General features: G+C 64.6%; 20 protein-coding genes and 1 pseudogene. 13 read left to right on the top strand and 8 right to left on the bottom strand.

Annotated elements, in window-relative coordinates; all coding sequences use genetic code 11:
• Nucleotides 1-25 precede the first annotated feature (25 nt).
• The 4 genes from ligA to CK228_RS10200 all read left to right on the top strand — a co-directional run bounded on the left by ligA (nt 26) and on the right by CK228_RS10200 (nt 4052).
• The gene (gene ligA, locus CK228_RS10185) at nt 26-2230 is read left to right on the top strand and encodes an NAD-dependent DNA ligase LigA (protein ID WP_095787752.1); all 2205 of its coding nucleotides are present in this window, start codon (nt 26-28) and stop codon (nt 2228-2230) included.
• Nucleotides 2227-2916, top strand: a complete 690-nt coding sequence (locus CK228_RS10190; RefSeq protein ID WP_179295867.1) for a DUF2461 domain-containing protein — start codon at nt 2227-2229, stop codon at nt 2914-2916. The genes ligA and CK228_RS10190 overlap by 4 nt, the downstream gene beginning before the upstream one ends.
• Before the next feature lie 114 nt (nt 2917-3030).
• Complete coding sequence (locus tag CK228_RS10195) at nt 3031-3759, top strand: AzlC family ABC transporter permease (protein WP_095787754.1); 729 nt, start codon at nt 3031-3033, stop codon at nt 3757-3759.
• A complete protein-coding gene (locus CK228_RS10200; protein WP_095787755.1) occupies nt 3756-4052 on the top strand; it encodes an AzlD family protein in 297 nt (98 codons plus the stop codon). The genes CK228_RS10195 and CK228_RS10200 overlap by 4 nt, the downstream gene beginning before the upstream one ends.
• A gap of 149 nt (nt 4053-4201) precedes the next feature.
• On the opposite strand, the gene CK228_RS10205 is transcribed toward CK228_RS10200, so the two are convergent.
• The 3 genes from CK228_RS10205 to CK228_RS10215 form a co-directional block, all read right to left on the bottom strand.
• Complete coding sequence (locus tag CK228_RS10205; protein WP_095787756.1) at nt 4202-6046, bottom strand: aminopeptidase P family protein; 1845 nt, start codon at nt 6044-6046, stop codon at nt 4202-4204.
• A gap of 213 nt (nt 6047-6259) precedes the next feature.
• A complete protein-coding gene (locus tag CK228_RS10210; protein ID WP_095787757.1) occupies nt 6260-7132 on the bottom strand; it encodes a 50S ribosomal protein L11 methyltransferase in 873 nt (290 codons plus the stop codon).
• Between the two features lie 11 nt (nt 7133-7143).
• Nucleotides 7144-7722: an SCO family protein gene (locus tag CK228_RS10215; protein ID WP_095787758.1), complete on the bottom strand. Its 579-nt coding sequence runs from the start codon at nt 7720-7722 to the stop codon at nt 7144-7146.
• 188 nt (nt 7723-7910) lie between these two features.
• Here CK228_RS10215 and CK228_RS10220 point away from each other — a divergent pair, with 188 nt between their 5' ends.
• From CK228_RS10220 to CK228_RS10230, 3 genes are all read left to right on the top strand, one after another.
• The gene (locus tag CK228_RS10220; RefSeq protein WP_095787759.1) at nt 7911-8429 is read left to right on the top strand and encodes a CreA family protein; all 519 of its coding nucleotides are present in this window, start codon (nt 7911-7913) and stop codon (nt 8427-8429) included.
• An 88-nt stretch (nt 8430-8517) separates the two neighbouring features.
• Nucleotides 8518-9159, top strand: coding sequence for a DapH/DapD/GlmU-related protein (locus tag CK228_RS10225; protein WP_095787760.1), 642 nt, complete (start codon nt 8518-8520; stop codon nt 9157-9159).
• 399 nt (nt 9160-9558) lie between these two features.
• Nucleotides 9559-9984 carry a low affinity iron permease family protein gene (locus CK228_RS10230; RefSeq protein ID WP_095773964.1) on the top strand — a complete coding sequence of 142 codons (426 nt, stop codon included), beginning with the start codon at nt 9559-9561 and terminating at the stop codon, nt 9982-9984.
• Between the two features lie 11 nt (nt 9985-9995).
• On the opposite strand, the gene CK228_RS10235 is transcribed toward CK228_RS10230, so the two are convergent.
• Nucleotides 9996-10862, bottom strand: a complete 867-nt coding sequence (locus tag CK228_RS10235; RefSeq protein ID WP_095787835.1) for an SDR family NAD(P)-dependent oxidoreductase — start codon at nt 10860-10862, stop codon at nt 9996-9998.
• A 134-nt stretch (nt 10863-10996) separates the two neighbouring features.
• Between CK228_RS10235 and CK228_RS10240 the strand changes: the two genes are divergently transcribed.
• Entirely contained in the window at nt 10997-11278 is a 282-nt protein-coding gene (locus CK228_RS10240; RefSeq protein WP_095787761.1) for a hypothetical protein, read from the top strand.
• A gap of 15 nt (nt 11279-11293) precedes the next feature.
• On the opposite strand, the gene CK228_RS10245 is transcribed toward CK228_RS10240, so the two are convergent.
• Nucleotides 11294-11869 (bottom strand): TMEM175 family protein, encoded by a 576-nt coding sequence (locus CK228_RS10245; protein WP_095773966.1) that lies wholly within the window; start codon nt 11867-11869, stop codon nt 11294-11296.
• A 145-nt stretch (nt 11870-12014) separates the two neighbouring features.
• Here CK228_RS10245 and CK228_RS10250 point away from each other — a divergent pair, with 145 nt between their 5' ends.
• A complete protein-coding gene (locus tag CK228_RS10250; RefSeq protein ID WP_095787762.1) occupies nt 12015-13223 on the top strand; it encodes an MFS transporter in 1209 nt (402 codons plus the stop codon).
• A gap of 3 nt (nt 13224-13226) precedes the next feature.
• On the opposite strand, the gene CK228_RS10255 is transcribed toward CK228_RS10250, so the two are convergent.
• Nucleotides 13227-14699: an MATE family efflux transporter gene (locus CK228_RS10255; RefSeq protein ID WP_095787763.1), complete on the bottom strand. Its 1473-nt coding sequence runs from the start codon at nt 14697-14699 to the stop codon at nt 13227-13229.
• A 244-nt stretch (nt 14700-14943) separates the two neighbouring features.
• Between CK228_RS10255 and CK228_RS10260 the strand changes: the two genes are divergently transcribed.
• On the top strand, nt 14944-15735 hold the full coding sequence (locus tag CK228_RS10260) for a L,D-transpeptidase (RefSeq protein WP_095787764.1): 792 nt from the start codon (nt 14944-14946) through the stop codon (nt 15733-15735).
• 74 nt (nt 15736-15809) lie between these two features.
• On the opposite strand, the gene CK228_RS10265 is transcribed toward CK228_RS10260, so the two are convergent.
• A complete protein-coding gene (locus tag CK228_RS10265) occupies nt 15810-17279 on the bottom strand; it encodes an esterase-like activity of phytase family protein (RefSeq protein ID WP_095787765.1) in 1470 nt (489 codons plus the stop codon).
• A gap of 326 nt (nt 17280-17605) precedes the next feature.
• Between CK228_RS10265 and CK228_RS10270 the strand changes: the two are divergent.
• The 3 genes and pseudogenes from CK228_RS10270 to CK228_RS10280 all read left to right on the top strand — a co-directional run.
• Nucleotides 17606-17836: pseudogene (locus CK228_RS10270) on the top strand (glycine cleavage T C-terminal barrel domain-containing protein); the annotation flags it as partial.
• Between the two features lie 11 nt (nt 17837-17847).
• A complete protein-coding gene (locus tag CK228_RS10275) occupies nt 17848-19395 on the top strand; it encodes a trimethylamine methyltransferase family protein (protein ID WP_095787766.1) in 1548 nt (515 codons plus the stop codon).
• Between the two features lie 205 nt (nt 19396-19600).
• A complete protein-coding gene (locus CK228_RS10280; protein ID WP_095787767.1) occupies nt 19601-19915 on the top strand; it encodes a hypothetical protein in 315 nt (104 codons plus the stop codon).
• A gap of 18 nt (nt 19916-19933) precedes the next feature.
• Here CK228_RS10280 and CK228_RS10285 read toward each other — a convergent pair whose 3' ends face one another.
• On the bottom strand, nt 19934-20959 hold the full coding sequence (locus CK228_RS10285) for a LacI family DNA-binding transcriptional regulator (protein WP_095773972.1): 1026 nt from the start codon (nt 20957-20959) through the stop codon (nt 19934-19936).
• Between the last annotated feature and the right edge of the window lie 116 nt (nt 20960-21075).

The following is a 21075-nucleotide window of genomic DNA, read 5'->3' on the forward strand; positions in this document are numbered from 1 at the left end:
GCGCCACCGTTCGGGGAAGAAAAGCATGGCCGAAAAACCTGTCGATTCGCTCAGCGAAAGCGAGGCTGAAGCCGAGCTGAAGCGCCTGGCGGAGGAGATCGCCGAGCATGACCGGCGCTACCATGCCGAGGACGCGCCCACGATCACCGACGCTGAATATGATGCGCTGCGCCGGCGCAACCTTGCCATCGAGGAGCGTTTTCCCGACCAGGTGCGCGAGGATTCGCCGTCGCGCAGGGTCGGCGCGCCGCCGGCCGAAGGTTTCGCCAAGGTGCGCCATGCCGTGCCGATGCTCAGCCTCGCCAAGGCCTATACCGACGAGGACGTCGCCGATTTCATCGAGCGCGGCCGGCGCTTCTTCGATCGCGACAAGGACCTCGATATCGCCTTCACGGCCGAACCGAAGATCGACGGGCTGTCGGCGTCGTTGCGCTATGAGAATGGCGTGTTCGTGCAGGGCGCGACGCGCGGCGACGGCACCGTCGGCGAGGACATCACGGCGAATCTGAAGACCATTGCCGACATTCCGAAGAAGTTGCAGGGTTCGGGCTGGCCGGAGACGATCGAAATCCGCGGCGAGGTCTACATGACCTATGCCGAATTCGAAGCTTTGAAGCAGCGTTCGGCAGCGGTCGGCGGCCAGGATTATGTCAATCCGCGCAACACGGCGGCAGGATCGCTGCGCCAGAAAGATCCATCGGTCACCGCCAGCCGCAACCTGAAATTCTTCGCCTATGCCTGGGGCTACACGACGGCGGACCCCGCGCCGACGCAGTTCGATTCGGTGCAGAAGTTCAAGGAATGGGGGTTCAAGGTCAGCCCGCTGATGGTGCGGGCGAAGTCGATCGACGACCTCATAGCGCACTATCATCGCATCGAGGAGCAGCGCTCCTCGCTCGGCTACGACATCGACGGCGTCGTCTACAAGGTCGACCAGCTGGAACTGCAGCGCCGCTGGGGTTTCGTCACCGGCGAGCCGCGCTGGGCGGTTGCCCACAAATTCCCGGCCGAGCAGGCGATGACGACCGTGCAGAAGATCGACATCCAGGTCGGCCGCACCGGCACGCTGGCGCCGGTCGCAAGGCTTGCGCCCGTCACCGTCGGCGGCGTCGTGGTCGAGAACGTCACGCTGCACAATGAGGATTACATCAAGGGTTTCGACAGCAACGGCCTGCCGATCCGCGACGGCATCGATGTGCGCATCGGCGACACGGTGGTGATCCAGCGGGCAGGCGACGTCATTCCGCAGATCGTCAGCGTCGTCATCGACAAGCGCCCGGCCGATGCCGTGCCTTACGAATTCCCGCATACCTGTCCGGTCTGCGGCTCGCCGGCGACGCGCGAGATCAACGAGAAGACCGGCAAGGAGGATTCCCGCCGGCGCTGCACCGGCGAGCTGATCTGCGCAGCACAGGCCGTGGAAAGATTGCGCCATTTCGTTTCGCGCGGGGCGCTCGATATAGAGGGCCTGGGCGTCGAAAACATCGACACCTTCTTCAATGCCGGACTGATCAAGACGGCCGCCGATATTTTTACGCTCAGGGACCGACGGCCCGCCGTCACCAAGGCGCTGGCCGAGCGGCGCGAGGAGCAGGCCAGGCAGCGTGAGGCGGCGTCCGGAAAGACGCGCAAGAATGTGCGCAGTATCGAGGACCGCAACTATGAAGGCCTCGACAAGCTGTTCGCGGCCATCGACTCGCGCCGCGAGCCGGAACTCGATCGCTTCATCTTCGCGCTCGGCATCCGCCATATCGGCGAGACGACGGCCGCCGTGCTCGCCAAGACCTTTTCCACCATCGAGGAACTGATCCGCGTCGGCAAGGAAACGGCGGCAGCGCAGGATCCGCACACCGTCTTCCCTTCGGTCAACGGCATCGGTGACACGGTGATCGATGCGCTGCGCGATTTCTTCGGCAATGAACGCAATGACGACGTGCTCGACAAGCTGCTCGAGCAGGTCAGGCCCAAGCCCTATATCGTCACCGTCTCGGCCGACAGCGAGGTTGCCGGCAAGACCATCGTCTTCACCGGCACGCTGGAGAAGATGACGCGCTCGGAAGCCAAGGCGATGGCCGAACGCCTGGGCGCCAAGGTGGCCGGCTCGGTTTCGGCCAAGACCGATCTGCTGGTCGCCGGACCCGGCGCCGGCTCCAAGCTCAAGCTTGCCAGCGAACTTGGCGTCGAAGTCATCGACGAGGACACCTGGCTGCAACGGGTCGGCAAGGCGTGATGGCGTTCAAAGGCTTCGGCCCAAAGGCCCTTCCGTTCCTGAAGGCGCTGGATTTCCACCAGAGCCGGGAGTGGTTTTTGGAAAACCGCGACCTGTTCGAACAGGAACTGCGCGATCCGCTTGGCGATCTCGTCGACACGCTGACCCAACGCTTTGCGGAAGCGCGGCTCGGCTTGCGCGGCGACCGCAAGAAGTCGCTGTTCCGCATCAATCGTGACGTGCGCTTTGCCAAGGACAAGCGGCCCTACAACCGGCATGTCTCGGCGATCCTGTCGTCCGATGGCAGCAAGGCCGTGCAGGGCGTGTTCTACATTCATATCGGGCTTGAGGGCTGCTTTGCCGGCGTCGCCTGGTGGCAGCCGGAGGCTGCGCTGCTGCTGGCGATGCGGCGCGCCATCGAGACGTGGCCGGACAGGTTTCGCGCCATGGTTAAGGCGTTGAAGAAGAACGGCCTCGAGCTTAGCGCCGAAGACGCCATGAAACGCACGCCGCGGGGCTTCGAGCACGTTACGGACAAGGATCTCGTCGCTGCGATCCGCAACCGGCATTTTGCCGTCCGCCACGTCATCGATCCGGCGGGCATCCACGGGCCGGAACTGGTCGAGGAACTCGTCGATTTCACCATGCGCGCCAAGCCGCTGCTCGACTGGGGCAGGGCGATCGAGGGCAAAATCGCGAAGGACTAAGTTCCATCTCGAGCCCGGCGATGATCATTTCCGCTGATCGTTTGGCTCAAGCGAATTCGTGTGACAAGGCGGGCTGCACTACCTACATCGACGGTTTCGACCCTGGAGCGATCGATGGCGACGGACGTGATTTCCGAGAGCGGCGGCAGAAGCGACTTCTGGCAAGGCGTGCGGCTCTCCATGCCTGTCGTCGTGGCGTCGGCGCCGTTCGCGGTGCTGTTCGGGGCGCTTGCCGTCGACAATGGTTTCTCGGTCCTCGAAGCCTTTATGATGAGCGCGCTGGTCTATGGCGGTGCCAGCCAGATGGTCGGCATCCAGCTGTTCGGCCAGCATGTCGCGCCATGGCTGATCGTGCTGTCGATCTTCGCCGTCAACTTCCGCCATGTGCTCTACTCCGCCGGCATTGGCCGGCGCATCGCGCATTGGCCTGTCATCCAGCAGGCGCTCGGCTATTTCATCCTCACCGATCCGCAGTTCGCGGTGGCCGAGGCGAGGGCGGCGTCGGGCCAGACGGTCGGCTTCGCCTGGTATCTGGGGCTTGGCCTGCCGGTCTATGTGTTCTGGGTAACCGAAAGCGCGCTGGGTGCTGTGTTCGGCAAGCTCATCCCCGACACGCATGCGCTGGGCATCGATTTCCTGTTGCCGATCTATTTCCTCGGCCTGGTGATGGGCTTCCGCAAGCGACCGCTGTGGCTGCCGGTGGTGGTCGCCAGTGCCTGCGCCTCAATCGTCGCCTACAAGACGGTCGGCTCGCCCTGGCACGTCTCGATCGGCGCCATTGCCGGCGTGCTGCTCGCCGTCATCCTGCCGCCGCACCATAGCGGCGTGGAGACAAGGCCATGAGCACGACGTTCTGGATCATCATCGCCGGCGCGGTCGCCACCTATCTCACGCGCGTCGGCGGGCATCTGGTCATCTCCCGCTTCGAGAACATCCATCCGCGCGTCGAGGCCGGCCTCAACGCCGTGCCGGCGGCGGTGCTGACGACGCTGGTGGCGCCGGAGCTGTTGAATGCCGGACCGGCGGAATGGGCGGCGCTGGTCGTCACCGCCGCGGTCTCACTGCGCGGCGGGCTGATGTCGATGTTTTTGGCTGGCGCGGCAGTGCTCATCCTGGCGCGGCAGTTCGCAGCGTAGTTTGGCCCGCGATCTTTCCGAGCGTTGGCACCGCCCCTCATTGCCCTGCCGGGCGTTCGTCACTCGAAAAGCCAAGCAATTGGCTTTTCGTCCGCTTCGCGGACCGCTTCTCAACTCCCCGTATAGTGACTTGGAGAAAGAGGCTCGCCTCAAATCTTCGCGTCGTGCGGCAGCGGCGCTGTCGCCTTTTCCAGCCAGGCCAGCGTTTCGCCGTCAAGCATCGGTCCGATCTCGGCCAGCACGCGGGCATGGTAGGCGTCTAGCCAATGCAGCTCCTCGCGAGTCAGCAGCTCTGACCGCACCAGCCTGATGTCGATCGGCGCCAGCGTCAGCGTCTCGAAGCCATGCACGGCGATGTCGCCGCCTTCGATCTGTTCGGCCGGCGTCACCAGGATGAGGTTCTCGATGCGGATGCCGTAGGCGCCTTCCTTGTAATAGCCGGGTTCGTTGGACAGCATCATGCCTTCGAGCAGCTTTTCGGTGCCGGTGCGGGCAATGCGCTGCGGACCTTCATGCACGGCCAGATAAGAGCCGACGCCATGGCCGGTGCCATGGGCGAAGTCGCAACCATGCTTCCACAGCGCCATGCGGGCGACGGCGTCGATTTCCGAGCCGCGCGTGCCGGCGGGGAAGCGCAGCGTGGAAATGCCGATCATGCCTTTCAGCACCAGCGTAAAGCGTTCGCGCATTTCCTCGGTCGGCTGGCCGATCGGCACGGTGCGGGTGATGTCGGTGGTGCCGTCCTGATACTGCGCGCCGGAATCGAGCAGGAACAACTCGCCGGCCTGCAGCTTGCGGCTGGTGGCGCGCGACACGCGGTAATGCATGATGGCGCCGTTCGGGCCGGCGCCGGAAATGGTGTCGAAGGACACGTCGCGCAGCGGCATTTGCGTTTCCTCGCCGGTCTGCCGGCGGCTCTCCTCCAGCCTTGTGACGACCGCGATCTCGTCGAGCGAGCCGGGTTTTTGCCGCTCCAGCCAGCACAGCAGCTTGGCCACCGCCGCGCCGTCACGACGGTGCGCGGCGCGCGAGCCGTTGATCTCGGCCTGGTTCTTGGTGGCTCGCGGGATGCGGGCAGGATCGGGCGCGGCGACCACCGTGCCGCCATTGTCCTCGACCAGCATGCGCAGCCGGTCGGCCGCCAGCACCGGGTCGAGCGCGATCTTGGCGCCACCCTTGGCAAGCGCTGCGATCGCCGCCTCGAATTCGCCGGGCTCGTGCGGATCGGCGAGCTGAGTGAGATAGGCCGCGACCTGGCGCGAGAATTTGCGCATGTCCATGAACAGCTGGTGCGATCCGTCCGCCGCGAGGATGGCGAAGCCGAGCGCCAGCGGCGTGTGCGGTACGTCGCCGCCTCGGATGTTGAAGGCCCAGGCGATGGAGGAGGGGTCGGTCAGCACCGCATGGGTGGCGCCGTCCTTGCCGATCGCTGCTGCCAGCCGCGCCAGCTTGTCCTTGGCGAGTTCGCCGGCAAAGCCAATCGGGTGCAGCTCGACCGGCGTCACCGGCGCGGCGGGCTGGTCGTTCCAGATGATGTCGATCGGGTTTTTCTCGAGCGGCACGAGCACCGCGCCGGTCTTGTCGGCCGAGGCCTGCAACGCCTTGACCTCGCCAATCGTGTGCAGCCATGGATCGAAGCCCAGCCGCGCGCCCTTGCCGATATTGTCCTTGAGCCAGACGGCGGGCGGGTTGTCGACCAGGCTTTCAACGGCAAAGATGTCGAGATCGACCTCGCTGCGCACCTGCAGCGTGTAGCGTCCGTCGACGAAGATGAAGGCGCGGTCGCGCAGCACGATGGCGACGCCGGCCGAGCCGCTGAAGCCGGTCAACCATTTCAGCCGTGCCGATCGATCGGCGACATATTCGCCCTGGTGCTCGTCCGCGCGCGGAACGATAAAACCGTCGAGGCCATTGGCGGCCAGCCATTGGCGCAGCAGCGCCACGCGCGGCTTGCCAACCGAAGGGTCGCCCGCGGAATCGAAGGTCTGGAACATGATGGGCCTCCTGATGTCGGCGTGACCGTAGCCTATGGGTCCGGAAATCGGAATCGATTTCCGGTTGGCGCAAACTGCTACAGCGCCGGCTGGCTGACAACCAAATGGGGCTGGTCCAGCCGCGGTACGATCAGCTTTCCGGAGAAATCCATGCCACGGCCCATCAAAGTTCTAAGTTGCGACTGTCGAGGATCGGCAGTTGCGTTGCCGATCTCAGCGCTTGAGGTGGATCGTAACCCAGCCTTCGCGGTGCAAGGTGCTGATGTGCCGGAAGTTCTGGCCGACATAGGCCGAGATGACGGCGTCGCGCTGGCGCTCGAGGATGCCTGACAGGACGATCGAGCCGCCAAGTGCGATGTGCCCGGCCATTTGCGGCGCCAGCCGCATCAGCGGCCGCGCCAATATGTTGGCGACGATCAGGTCGAAAGGGGCACGCTTGCCGAAGATCGGATGGTGAAAGCCCGGTGCGGTGACCGTTTCGATGAGCGCCTTGACGTGATTGAGCCGCGCATTGACGGCGGCGACCTTCGCCGCCACCGGGTCGATGTCGGTGGCGAGCACCGAAATATGCGCCAGCTTGGCGACGGCGATGGCCAGCACGGCGCTGCCGGTGCCGAGGTCGAGCGCATTGCGCGGGTGCTCGCGCCGCACCACTTTCTCCAGCATTTCCAGGCAGCCGGCGGTGGTACCGTGATGGCCGGTGCCGAAGGCAAGGCCGGCCTCGATCTCGATGGCGAGTTCGCCGCTGTGGCGCTTCCTGCGGTCATGCGCGCCGTGAACGAAGAAACGGCCGGCGCGCACCGGCTTCAGGCCCTCCAGCGAACGCGCCACCCAGTCGATGTCGGGCAGCACTTCGCGCTCGACCGGCTTCGACTGAGCAAGCCCGGCGAGAATGTCCTTCACCCGCGCTTCAATCGCATCGACGTCGCCATCGGCGTAGAGCGAAACCTCGTGGATGTCCTGGTCTTCGTCGACCTCGAGCACGGCGATCGGCAGGCCTTCATCCTCGAAGGCCAGCTCAAGCGCCGCGAAGACGCGCTCTGCCTCGATCTTGCCGGTGGTGAAATGAAGCCGCGTCTGGGTCATATGGATACTTATCAACCCTTGGCCGCGAGGCGCTTCAGCTTCTCCACGGCCGTGCTGGCGCTTTCGCCATAGGCGATCGTGCCGGCAAAGTCGCCCCTGGAGTTGAGCAGCAGCACCGAGGCGGTGTGGTCCATCGTATAGTCGCCGTCGCCTGTATCGACCTTCTTCCAGTAGATGCCGAACGACTTGGCCATGGCATGGACCTTGTCAGGGTCGCCGGTGATGCCGGTGATGCGGTCCGAGAAATTGCTGACATAGGCGTTCATCACCGCCGGCGTGTCACGCTCCGGGTCGACCGAGACGAAATAGGCATGCAAGGTCTTGCCGTCGTCGCCGAGCGTCTTCAGCCAGCCGGAGAGTTCGAACAGTGTGGTCGGGCAGACTTCGGGGCAGTGGGTGAAGCCGAAGAAGATGACGCTGGGCTGGCCCCGGAAGGCGGCTTCGGTGATCGGCGCGCCTTTCTGGTCGACGAGGGTGAAGGGTGCGCCGAACGGTTCGCCGCCATAATGGCCGCGATACCAGTCGAAGGTCAGCCAGCCGATGCCGGCCGCCATCAGGACGAGAATGCCGACCAGGATAGAACGCATCATCACAAAAGTCCGTCCGCAGAAATCATCGCGCCGGCTCAATGCCGCGCCGGTGCGACAGTCTTAGCGGTTTGGCCCTGCGCAGGCAAAGTGCCGCGATGCCGCAACCGTGGTGGTGTTGACGCATCCGCTTGCAAAGCCGCACGCCGCGTCCCACCTGATACCGGCAACTCGAACCGCAGGAGGCTCCTTTGCTCGAACTGGTTGGGCGCGAACGGATTGGGCGAAAACTGATCGGCGGCGCCTTGGCCGCGTGCGTCGTGCTTGGCGCCGGCGGCGCCGTCGCCGAGGAAGTCGGCAAGGTCGGCGTCGACTGGGTCGGCAATGACATCATCGTCGAAGCGATCAAGGATCCCAAGGTGGATGGCGTGACCTGCCATGTCTCCTATTTCGACCGCAGCATCATCGACCGCCTGCACAAGGGCAACTGGTTCGAGGATCCCTCCGATTCGTCGATCTCCTGCCGTCAGACCGGCCCGATCACCATCGGCGACATCGACACGGGCGAGGGCGGTGAGGAGGTGTTCAAGCAGGGCCTCAGCTTGATCTGGAAGAAGCAGGTGGTGAACCGCATCTACGACAAGACCAACGAGACGCTGATCTATCTCTCGCATTCGCGCCAGGTGCAGAACGGCTCGGCCAAAATGTCGGTGACCACGGTGCCGCTCTATGGCCAGAACGTGGTGTGGAGCAAGGGCAAGCCGAAATAGGTGGATGGGCGTCTTTTTGTGCTGATTGGCGCCACGGACCATTGCTCCTGCCTTGCAGGAGCAATTGCTCGGGCGTAAAGCCGCGCGCATGGACCGCACCGAAAACCTCGTCCTGAAAGATCCCGAGCCGCGCATCCATCCGACCGCGGAGTTGAAGGCGTGCAAGCTCGGCCGTTACGCTTCGATCGGCGAGAGGGTGGTGCTGCGCGAGGTGAGCGTCGGGGATTTCTCCTATTTCGAGCGCCATGCCGAGGCGATCTATACGAGCATCGGCAAATTCTGCTCGATTGCCGCCAACAGCCGCATCAACGCGCTTGAACATCCGATCGAGCGGTTGACCCAGCACAAGGTCAGCTATCGTCCGAACGAATATTTCCGCTGGCTGGGTGTCGATGCGGCGTTCCGCGAGCGGCGGCAGGCGAAGGCCGTGACCATCGGCCACGACGTCTGGGTCGGCCACGGCGCGGTGATCATGCCCGGCGTCACGATCGGCAATGGCGCGGTCATCGGCGCCAATGCGGTGGTGACGCAGGACGTGCCGTCCTACATGATCGCCGCCGGCGTGCCGGCAAAGCCGCTCCGGCCGCGCTTTGCTCCCGACATAGCGGCGCGGATCGAAGCGCTCGCCTGGTGGGACTGGCCGGTCGAGAAACTCGCCAGGGCGGTTCCCGATATCCAGTCCATGCCGATCTTGGCCTTCCTTGATCGTTGGGAAAACGACGCCGCCTAGGCTTCCGCTGACAATGGGTTGGCCCTGGCCGTCACTGCCGCGCAGGCCATCATCAGGCCAAGAGCGGCGCTGGCAAGCCGGCTGCGGGAAGTGGAGCGACCGTCTGGCCGAGCGTCGGTCGGCGCTTTCGGCAAACCATGCTCCGCGCTCCGGACTGAAACCCCTTCCGCCATGCGGGGGTGGCGCGGCGGAAGGGGCCGGAGGTAAACCGCTGTGGAGCGGAAGGAACAGGCACTTTTGCCTGCACGGTTACTATGACATTAGACCGATAAGGTGTGTTTTCCGCCGCATGCGCGCCTTGCGTGTGTCCAATTGCACCTGATGTATTTGTTGCCGACTGGAACCCGAGCGGGTCTCCGGTTGTTTCTCATCGCCGCAGCCATTGAGAGATCTCGACAGATGGAAAAGGTCTTTACCAAGATTGCCAATTGGGTAGCCCACATGACGGGGCTGCCGCTGACATTCGCCGTCTGCTGTATGATTATCGTTGTCTGGGCGGTGAGCGGGCCATTCTTTGGCTTCTCGGACACCTGGCAATTGGTGATCAACACCGGCACGACAATCATCACCTTCCTAATGGTGTTCCTGATCCAGAACACCCAGAATCGCGATAGTGCCGCGATCCAGGCTAAGCTCGATGAACTGATCCGGGTCGGCAGGGGCCACAACCATTTCATCGGCATCGAGCACCTGACGGAATCCGAGGTCGAGGAAATCCGCGACAAGTGCGAGCGGGCGGCGCGGCGGCATGACGAAAAGATCGCCGCCATGGCCGCCAAGAAGGCCGTCGCGCAAAAGCGAGGCCCGAAAAAGCACGCGGCTTGAGAGCTTGCTGATCAGCCTTTGATGAAGGCCGCGAAGGCGTCCTTGTGGTCCGGGTGCCAGCGCGACAGGGCGGGGCGGTTTTCGATGATGTCGCCGATGGCCCAGGCCATGCGCTTTTCATCCAGCGGGCGCGCTGCTTCATTGTCCGGGCACAGGATGTAGAAGTCGCCCCTGACCAGAGATTCCAGCATGAAATCAATGACCTGTTCGCCGGTCCAGGCGCCGGCGGGCTTTTCCGTCGCCCCTTCGGTGAGGCCGGTATAGGTGAAGCCGGGAATGAGCAGATGCGCCGACAGGCGGGCGCCGGGTTCGTTGCGCAATGCGTGCGCCAGGCCTTCGGTGAATGTCTTCACGCCGGCCTTGGAGACATTGTAGGCGAGGTTGCCGGGCGGCGTGGTGATGCCTTGCTTGGAACCGGTGTTGACGATCAGGCCCGGCTTGGCCGACGCCAGCATGCGCGGCGCGAAGGCTTCGACGCCATGCACGACGCCCCAGAAATTGATGTCGAGCAGCCGTTTCCAGCCATCGCGGTTTTCCCAGGGTTTTCCCGGATTGTCGCCGACGCCGGCATTGTTCATCAGCAGCGAGACCTCGCCGAAGGCGCCGAATGCGCGGTCGGCGAGACGATCGACCTCATCGGCCTTCGAAACATCAGCGGCGACGGCAAGCACCGCATCATCGCCGGCAATGGCCGAGACGGCGCGGGAGGCATCGTCAAGGCGCGCGCTGCCAATGTCGGCGAGCACGATCTTCATGCCCATCAGCGCAAGCCGCTTGGCGGCTGCCAGGCCTATGCCGCTGGCCGCGCCAGTGATGACGGCGGCGTTGCCGGGGCCAAGCGCGGGCAGGGCGATCTGGATTTCAGCGTCGGTGATCATGAGCAACAGCATCCTTTTCTCGATGGCGCCGAACTTAGCGCCGGGACGGGCTTGCGCAAGCCTTCGTCAGCACGTGTTCGGGTTGACCAGTCGGGCCGCGACTGCGCATGCTGCCCACAAATGGAGATTTTCGATTGACGGACTGGATCGCAATTCTGAAAGAGCAGACCGCCACCGGTGACCAAATGGGGCGCGAGGTGCCGCAGATGCTGGCCAACCCTAATATCAGCGAAGCCCAAGTGAAGACACTGTTCTCCGCGCTGGAAAAACAGGCCGAGTTCGTCGAGAAGCTGCGCATGGCGCTGGAGAAATTCGGCCATGATTTCTCGATCATCAAGGCAGCCGAACGGCTGGAGGAGCGCTACGCCGATCTTGCGGCGTCGGTCGCCGAAAAGCTGAAAGCGATGCGCAAATAGAGCGGCTTTTTGGAGCTATTTTTCGAGAACGCGGGAAAAACGCGTGTCCGGTATAAGCCACACCAGGGCGACGGCAACATAGAGGCCCACACCGATCCACCGGTTGAGGAAGGCAAGCGCAACGGCCGCTATATAGACGGCAAGCGAAATCCTTCCCTTGCGGTCAGTGCCGATTGCCTTGGCGAAGGCGGTGCCCTGACCATGCAGCCGGCGCAGTGCCAGGACCAGGATGGCATAGGCGGTCGCGCACATTGCGAGATCGAAGCCGTAGACCGCGACGGGAACCGTGGCGAAATGGTTCTCGCCCATGAAGGCGGTCGTTACAGGCATCAGGGACAGCCAGAACAACAGATGCAGGTTTGCCCACAAGACCCCGCCGTCGACGCGCTGCACGGTGTGGAACATGTTGTGCAGATTGTTCCAGTAGATGCCGACATTGATGAATGACAGCACGTAGCACAGGAAGACCGGCAATTGCGGCACCAGGGCCGCGAAGTTCTCGCCCTCCGGCACCTTCAGCTCCAGCACCATGATGGTGATGATGATGGCCACCACGCCGTCGGTGAATGCCTCGACCCTGCCTTTGCCCATGATTCTCCCTCTCGAACAGGCGAACGTTACGAGAGGATGTGGTGCCGCGCCATACTGACAATCTTGTCAGGAGCTTTGGACGGAAACGGGAACCGCCGTCGCCAGGTAGACGTTGGGCAGGAGTTTCCCAAAAGAAGATGCCGGCATGACCATCAACGCTCAGACCATGACTCGCGACAACGAACTCGGTGGCCGTGCGGCGACGGCCGCCGTCGCCGCCATGATTGCAGCCCTTTTCGCCGGCAGCACGGCGTTGACGCCACTCTATGTCATCTACAAGCAGGCCTTCGGTTTCTCGCAGATCACGCTGACACTGGTCTACGCCGTCTACGTCATCGGCAATCTGGGCGCGCTTATCCTCTTCGGACGTCTCTCTGATGTCGTCGGCCGCCGTCCAGCCGCGCTGGCGGCGATGGCCATTGCCGTGGTCAGTGCGATGATTTTCCTGTTTGCGGAAAACGTGGCTTGGCTCGACCTTGCGCGGATACTCAGCGGTCTTGGGATCGGAGTGGGCGCGGGAACCGGAACCGCCTGGCTGGCCGAGCTGATCGAAGGCGAGGACAAATCGCGCGCGGCCATCATCGCCACCAGCATCAATTTCGTCGGGCTCGGGCTTGGCGCGCTTGTGGCGGGACTGCTGGCGCAATACGCGCCCTGGCCACTTCGGCTGACATTCGCTGTCTATCTGGCTTTGCTTGCCCTCGTCACGCTGCTGATTTGGCGCACGCGGGAAACCGTGTCGCGGCCGGGGCGGCTGACCGATGTCTCGATGCGGCCACGCCTCTCGGTTCCCGTCAGCATCCGAACGCGCTTCGTTGCACCCGCGGTGACGGGCTTCGGCGCCATGGCGCTGGTCGGCTTCTACGCTGCGCTGGCGCCAAGCATCCTGGCGCAGCAGCTGCACGCGACCAACCATGCCGGAGCCGGCGCGCTGTTTTTCGAATTGTCGCTGGTGGCTGCCGCGACCATCGTGGTGACGGCGAGCCTGTCCAGCCGTTTCACCATGCTGGCGGCCCTGGTGCTGATGATCCCGACGGCAGCGCTGATCGTGGCCGCGCAATTCTTCGCGTCCATGGCCACCATGATTGTCGCCACCGCCTTCTGCGGGGTGGCGGCGGCGCTCGGCTATCGCGGCGGCCTGCAGGCAGTGAACCAGATTGCGCCGGCGGATCGCCGGGCCGAGGTGGCGTCGGCCTTCTTCATCTGCTGCTTCTGCGGCAATGCACTGCCGGTCATCGGCATCGGCATCCTGTCGAGCTGGGCGAGCGCCACGGTGGCGAGCCTGGCTTTCGCCGGCATGATCACCGTCTTCTCGCTGGTGGCGGTGGGGTTCGGCGCGAAATTCACCCGCTGAGCTTCAACCATTCGGCGTCTCGGGCGCCATGTTGGCGCGGCCGCGCGGTACGCCGAGCCCGGTGTCCGGCGGCTCGCCGGCCGCCGGCCTGTTCTCGATCATGTGCAATGTGCGCCAGCCGCCGAAGCGGTAGTAGGCCGCGGCCAGCACAAGCGAGGTGATCGAGCCGGCCGGGAAACTCCACCACAACGCTTCCTCGCCGATCACGCCGCGCATGAAATAGGCGAAGCCGGTGCGCACGATGAGCACCGAAATCACCAGGATGATCAGCGGCGGCATCACCGCGCCGGTGGCGCGCACGGTGGCGAACAGCACGATGGTGATGCCGAACAGGATGAACGACCAGGACGCGGCCGTGTTGATGTGGGCGGCGATGTCGATCGCCGCGCTGTCGCTGCTCAGGAACAGGCCGAGGATCGGGCGGTCGAAGAGCCACAGCATCGCGACCAGGGCGCCGGTCAGGACGAGGTTGAAGCCGACGCCGGAGGCGGCGACGCGGCCGATCCGGTCCCAACGGCCGGCGCCGACATTCTGTGCAGCCATCGAGGAGACCGCGGCACCGATGGCCAGCGCCGGCATCTGGATGTAGGTCCACAGCTGCGCGGCGATGCCATAGGCGGCGGCGACCTGCGAACCGTAGGAATTGACGATGCCCATCACCGTCAGGGCCGCCGCCGAAATGACGATCATCTGCAGGCCCATCGGCACGCCCTTGAAGACGACGATGCGCAGCAAGGCGGGGTCGGGCCGCAGCAGGGTGAGATTGGCGCCGGCCAGCCGCAGCGGGTGCTTGCGCGCGTAGAGCACGACGAGGATGGCGATGACGCTCACCGTCTGGCCGATCAGCGTCGCGGTGGCGGAGCCGGCGATGCCAAGCTCGGGGAAGGGGCCGATGCCGCGGATCAGCAGCGGGTTGAGCACGATGTCGAGGACGACCGCCAGCGCCATGAAGATGAAGGGCGTGCGTGAATCGCCCGCACCGCGCAGTACCGTCATGACGAAGGACAGGAGGTTCATCATCGGCACGGCGACGAAGATGATGCGCAGATAGGAACGCGCCAGCGGCAAGGCGTCGGCCGGCGTGCCAAGCGTGCCCAGGACGGCGTCGACCCAGATCCAGCCGCAGACGGCGAAGACCACCGAAACGAAGAAGAAGAAGGTGGCGCTGGTGCCGACGATCCGGCGCGCCTCGGGCAGGTCGCGGGCGCCGACCGACTGCGCCACCAGGATGGTCGCCGCCATGCCGATGCCGAACACGGTGCCCAGGATCAGGAACAGGACGAGGTTGGCGTTGGAGGTGGCGGTCAGCGCCGATTCACCGAGAAAACGGCCGACCCAGACGGCATTGATCGACCCGTTGAGCGACTGCAGCACGTTGGAACCCAGCACCGGCAGGGCAAACAGCAGCAGCGTGCGCGGGATCGGGCCGCTGGTCAGGTCGCCGGTGCGCCGGCGCGCGGGCATTTTTTCGTCCATGACTGGCGACTCGACAAATGTGAATCTGGCCCGCGACGATATCGGAGGCCCGATCGAGATGCACCCTGCGCCGTGGAGCAGTAGTCCACGGGGCGGCTATCGCGGACGGGCGCGGAACGTGCCCGCCAGGATTGTGATGGACCTTGATCCAATCATGTTCTCAAAGCTCACGGAATGGGATATTGATCCCGGGGGCGTGGGGCCCGCATTCCTTACTAGATCTTATGGATAAGCCGGGGGGATCATGTCCGATATTCCGCTTTTTTCCGAGCGCCTGAACCGGCGCTCTTTTCTCGGGGCATCCGCTTTGAGCGCGGCCTCGGTGGTTGTTTCGGCGTGCACCACAACTGATATGGCGCCGCCGCCGCCAGTGGCGCCGGCGCCAAGCGAGCCGGCACTCGGCGACGCCGCAACCATGTACGCGGCGCGCACCGACGAGGGCTATCAACTGCCGGCGATCCCGGTGGCCAAGCTCGATCCGAAGTTCGTCCGCCAGATCGTGGCCGACCCGACCGGAGAAAAGCCCGGCACCATCGTCGTCGATGTCGCGGAGCACTTCCTCTATCTGGTGCGCGACGGCGGCAAGGCCATCCGCTATGGCGTCAGCCTTGGCAAGGCCGGCTTCGGCTGGACCGGCAGCGCCGTGGTCCAGGCGCGGAAGAAGTGGCCGGTGTGGACGCCGCCGCCGGAAATGATCCAGCGCCGGCCGGAACTGGCGAAATTCAAGGACGGCATGCCGCCAGGCCCGCAGAGCCCGCTCGGCGCCCGCGCGCTCTATCTGTTCCGCGACGGCAAGGACACGATGTACCGGCTGCATGGCACGCCAGAATGGGATTCCATCGGCAAGAATGCCTCGTCGGGCTGTGTGCGCTTCATGAACCAGGACATCATCGACCTCTACAGCCGCGTCAACGGTCCCGCGCAGGTCTTCGTGCGGCCCAACCTGTCGGCCGCCGGCAAGATCATGGCGGTGTCGAGCAGGACGGCTGAGCCGATCGATGCCGGCGTGCCGAAGGACGCGGAGTTCTTGAAGTAAGTACCTTCACGATCGACGGTTCGACCGGAATACTCAGGCGGACGCGCCATGCGCGTCCGCCTGGATCGTACTGATTATTTCCTGGCGAGGCCGGGAAGCGTGACCTGATAGACCAGGAACATGGTGTCGACATTGGCGCCGTCATCGGCCTTGTAGGGGGCGCCGACCTGGAAACCGTCCTGGGCGAGGAAGTCGTTGTCATTGGCGACGAACAGGAAATAGTCGTCGGGCAGCTGTGGATCGAGCACGCTGGCCAGCGACATTGCTTCCCACTTCTCGGACAGGTTGTTGTGGTCGTTCGGCGCGCCATTGTGCAGGCCGAAGCGGTTGAGCTGCGCATTGTCGTTGATGTCGATGAACGGCGTCAGCCTGGCCGGCGTCACCGACGGATCGAGCACGCCCTTGGGCGCGACCGGCTTGTCGGCGGCGTCGAAAGGGCTGCCCGCGATGTCGGTTGCGGCCGAAACGTCGACGACAAAGATCTGGCGCAGAAGCGAGCTGTCGCTCTTGACGCCCTGGCCGTTGCCGCTGTCGCGCGTCAGCATCAGGAAGGACGTGTCCGACAGCGCCACGATCTCGCTTTGCGCGGCGACCTTGGTCTTGCCCTTGGCGTCCTTGAACACCGGCAGCGGCACGACATATTCATGCGCCAGCTTGAGATGGGCGAGGTCGGAAGCGTCATAGACCAGCGCCCTGGTGTTTTGCCGGGTCGAACCTGAATCGCCGCCATCCTGCCGGGTCGCCGACTGCAGCACCGCGATCAGGAACTTGCCGTCCGGCGTCATTGCCATGCCTTCGAGGCCCTGGTTGTTCTGGCGGCCGGTCTCGGGATCCTTCGGATCGGGCTCGGCGGCACCTGGACCCGGATTGTCCGAGGAGAAGTTGGGCGCGCCCTTGCGCATCGGCACCAGGGCCGCCGGCGGCTGGGTCGCCGACAGCAGGCGGCCCTGCGCCGAGAAGCGGTAGATGTTGGGGCCATATTCGTCGGAGATGAACATCGAGCCGTCCGGCAGGCGCACGATCGCTTCGTTGTCGAGGGCGAGCTTGCCATTGGTGGCGGCGGGCAGCATCGGCATGTCGCCTGCGGCGGCACGCACATCCGACAGCGGATCGAGCCCGGTGGCATCGGCGCCCTTGTCGTCGGTGAGAAGCATGGTGTCGGTGAGCGTCGCCTTGACTTCGGTCTGTTGCTGGCCAGCGGCGCCTGCTGCTGCCGGCGTGAACTCGATGCCGATCGTGTTGAGGCGCGGTCGGTAGTCGGTGGTGCCGGCGACATTGTAGCCGCGATCCGGCAGCAGCCAGAGCGAACCCTTGTAGGTGCCCGCATCACGCGTCCAGCTCGATGTGTCGATCGCCATGCCGGAACCCGAGCCGAACGTCTCGCCGAATTTGTCGCGCTGTGCGGCCGGGATGCGGCCGACGCCGACCAGGCCCTTGTTGACGAGGCCGCCGACGGTCGCGGTGCCGTCGGCAAGCGCCGGCGTGAGCGCGGTGAACAAGGCCAGCGCGACGCCGATCCAGGCGGTTCGGTGGAGATGTTTCATGGATGATCCTCTTTGTGACAGATGCGCCGGAGCGGCCGAAGAGCGAAAAAGCTGAAAGAGGCGGTACATCGATGCTGCCGCGCGCCGCCCCCGAAAAGCGGTCTACGGCGCGAACATGATGCTTGCGTGACAGTGCGGCATGCCTGAACGCCGGCGTGTTCACAGGCCGAGAAAAACACGCGCTCTGGCGGAAGAATGGATGATCCCACGCATCGTTCGGGTGCGCAAGCGCAATACTGGACACTTATGTCTAGTGTGCATATGGTGTGCTTCTGACAGACCGGGAGGGAGGCCTTCAAGTCGCACAACCGCGCAGTCGTCATCGGGCCGACGCCGGCGGCTTCGAGCCGGTCTGGCGCGATGGCCGGCGCGTCGGCTTCGTCACGTCGGGCGGCTTTGGCTACACGATCGGCAGGAGCGTCGCGCTGGCGTTGGTCGACGCCGATTTTACCGAGGAGGGGACGGCGCTTTCGGTGCACATTGTCGGCGTCGAACGGCCGGCTCGCGTCGTCGCGCCGGCGCCCTACGATCCCTCGGGCAAGGCGATGCGGCAATGAGGAGGATTTCGATGATCGAGGCACGAGACAGCAGGCGCGAGCGCCGGCGTGGACGCACGGGCGAAGCCGGCAGCGAAAGCAGCCGCCGGCCCAACTACCGGTCTCTGAAGAACCCGTTCTTGCCGCAGCCGATCTTTTCGGATGACCAGGTGGCTTCCATCCACGACACGGCGCTGCGTGTGCTGGAGGAACTCGGCATCAAGGTGCTCTTGCCACAGGCGCGGGAGATTTTCGCCCGCGCCGGTGCGCTTGTGGAGCCGGACACCGACATGGTGCGCATCGGCCGCGACATCGTGGCCGCGGCATTGGCCTCGGCGCCAAAATCAATTCCAGCGCTGGCGGGCGACCGCAGCCGCGATCTTTTGCTCGAACTCGGCTCGATGACGTTCCTCGCCGGCGCTGGCGCGCCGAACGTCACCGATCTCGAACGCGGCCGCCGGCCGGGAACGCTCGGCGCCTTCGAGGAATTGACCAAGCTCATCCAGCATTTCGACGTACTGCACATGCTTTGCCCCTGCATCGAGCCGCAGGATGTCGACAACCGTTTTCGCCACTATGCCGTCAACCGCGCGCAGTTGACGCTGTCCGACAAGTTCCCCTTTGTCTTCGCGCGCGGCACGCCGCAGGTCGAGGATGGCTTCGAGATGATCCGGCTGACGCGCGGGCTGTCGGAGGATGAATTCCGCGCTGGCGCCCATTGCTACACCATCATCAACACCAATTCACCGCGCCAGCTCGACATTCCGATGGCGCAAGGCATCATCGACTTCGCCCGCGCCGGGCAGGTCCTGGTCATCACGCCGTTCTGCCTGGCAGGCGCGATGGCGCCGATCACGGTCGCCGGCGCGCTGACGCTGCAGCATGCCGAGGCGCTGGCCGGTCTGGCACTGGCGCAGATCGTGCGTCCGGGCGCACCCGTGCTCTACGGTTCCTTCTCCTCCAATGTCGACATGAAGTCGGGCGCTCCGGCGTTCGGCACGCCCGAGCACGTCAAGGCGACACTGGGGGCCGGCCAATTGGCACGCTTCATCGGCCTTCCCTGGCGTTCGGGCGCCGGCAGTGCCGCCAACATTTCCGATGCGCAGGCCGCCCATGAGTCGCAGTTCGCCCTTTGGGGCTCGGTGCTTGCCGGCGCCACCGTCTGCGTCCACGCCGCGGGCTGGCTGGAGGGCGGCCTGAGCGTCTCCTTCGAGAAGCTGATCACCGACATCGAGGCTGTGCAGTCGATTGCCGAGCTTTGCGCGGCAACGCCTGGCGACGACGATGCGATCGGTTTCGAGGCCATCGCCGAAGTGCAGCCGGGCGGGCATTTCTTCTCGGCCGGCCACACGATGGCGCGCTACCGCACCGCATTCTATGAGCCACTGGTGGCCGACTGGTCGAATTTCGGCAACTGGACGCAAAGCGGATCAAAGACCGCCAGCGAGCGCGCCACCGGTATCTGGAAACGCATTCTTGCCGATTTCGAGCCGCCCGCTTCAGCTGCGGCGACCGCCGGAGTGCTCGACGAATTCATCGCGCGCCGCACGCAAGAGGGCGGCGCGGCGCCGGTTTCGTGAGCGGCGAGTTTTCGCGCGAGACACCTGGCCTTTGCCGCGACGTTCGCCGCGTGATCGGTGCCGGGGTCATTGGCAAGCGGTGCCGTTCTCCGGACCCATCCAGATTTCGCCGGCGCCGCTGGAGCGGGCGCTGGCGGAATTGCAGCGGTGATGCGGAACCGGCGGCATTCCCGGGCATTCATGGGAATGAACCACGGAGGACGACATGGGTTTCGACCAGTATCACGAACCGCCTGAAGAAATGTCGCAGAAGGTGCGGACCTTTGCCCGCATGATCACCTCGCTGATCGAGGAGGCGGAAGCGATCGGCTGGTACGAACAGCGCATCTCGGTGGAGAAGGATGCGCAAGCGCGGGCCATCATGCAGAACGCGCAAGGCGAGGAGTTCAAGCATTTCGGCATGGACCTGGAATTCCTGCTGCGCCAGAAGAAGGACTGGCGGGCGGAGTTGAAGGAAATCCTGTTCACCACTGGCGACATCGTCAAGGCCGGCGAGCGGGGCGAGAAGAAGGTGGATTGATAGGCTTTACGAGCGCCATCAATCGCTGTCGCGCGCGACCAATTCCAGCGGCCAGACTTCGTGAATGATACGCGGGCCTTCCGGGCCGGCGAAGGCGGGAAGCGAGGCCAGCAGCATTTCGGCCAGGCGCCGGCCCATCGGCTCCAGCGCCGGGCGGAAGGCGGTCAGCGCCGGGGAAAAATACCGGCAGAGCGGCGTGTCCACGATCACGGTCACCGCGATGTCGTGGCCCGGCCGGATGCCCATCTCGGCCAGCGCCTTGCAGCCGCCGAGGGCCATGGCGTCGTTGTTGAAGATGATGGCCGTCGGCCGGTCCTTTGCCAGCATCACGCGCGGCGTCACCTGGTAGCCGCCGGCCTCGTTGATGAAGCCGTCGGCGATCAGCGCGGGGTCGGCCTCGATGCCGTGCCGTTTCAGGGCTTTGCGGTAGCCGTTCAGAAACAGATGGCCGAAATTGAGATTGAGGGAAGGGCGGATGGCGGCGATATGGCGGTGGCCGCGCGCCACCAAGCGGTCGACCGCATCGCTGCCCGCCTTCTCGAAATCCAGGTCGAGCGAGGGATAGGCCTTGCCGCCGCTGCGGCTGCGGCCGAGCGTGGCGAAGGGGAAGCCGACCTGTGTGAGATAATCGATGCGTTCGTCCTCGCGCCGCGTCCAGGCCAGCAGCACGGCATCGGCGCGGCGGGTCTCGACGACGCGGCGCAGTCGCTCCTGCTGATAGTCGCCCGGCGCGCCCATCACCACGGTCAGGTCGAGTCCGCTTTCGGCAAGGCGGCCTTGCAGCCCGATCAGGAAGGGAATGAAGAACGGTTCGCCATATTGCTGGTCGCCGGGATGCGGCTGCAGCATGAAGGCGATCGAGTGGGTCGCGCCTTGCCTGAGACTGCGGCCGGACTGGTTGGGTGAATAGTTCAGCTTCTTGGCGGCGTCGAGCACGCGCTGGCGCGTGTCGGCATTGACGTCGGCGCGGCCGTTCAGCGCCCGCGATACGGTGCCGATCGAAATGTTCAGGTGACGCGCTAGGTCGTGGATGCTGGACGCCAAAGACTTTCTCCCCCGAGCTTCGCTAGCATTGGCCGGTGCCGAGGCCAAGGCGAAAGACGATTTTCGTGAGCGGCCAATTGACATTCTACGCTATCGGGTGTGTTCTCGTAAACGTT

Origin of the sequence: Mesorhizobium sp. WSM4312, from assembly GCF_002294875.1 — a bacterium.
GTDB lineage: Bacteria > Pseudomonadota > Alphaproteobacteria > Rhizobiales > Rhizobiaceae > Mesorhizobium.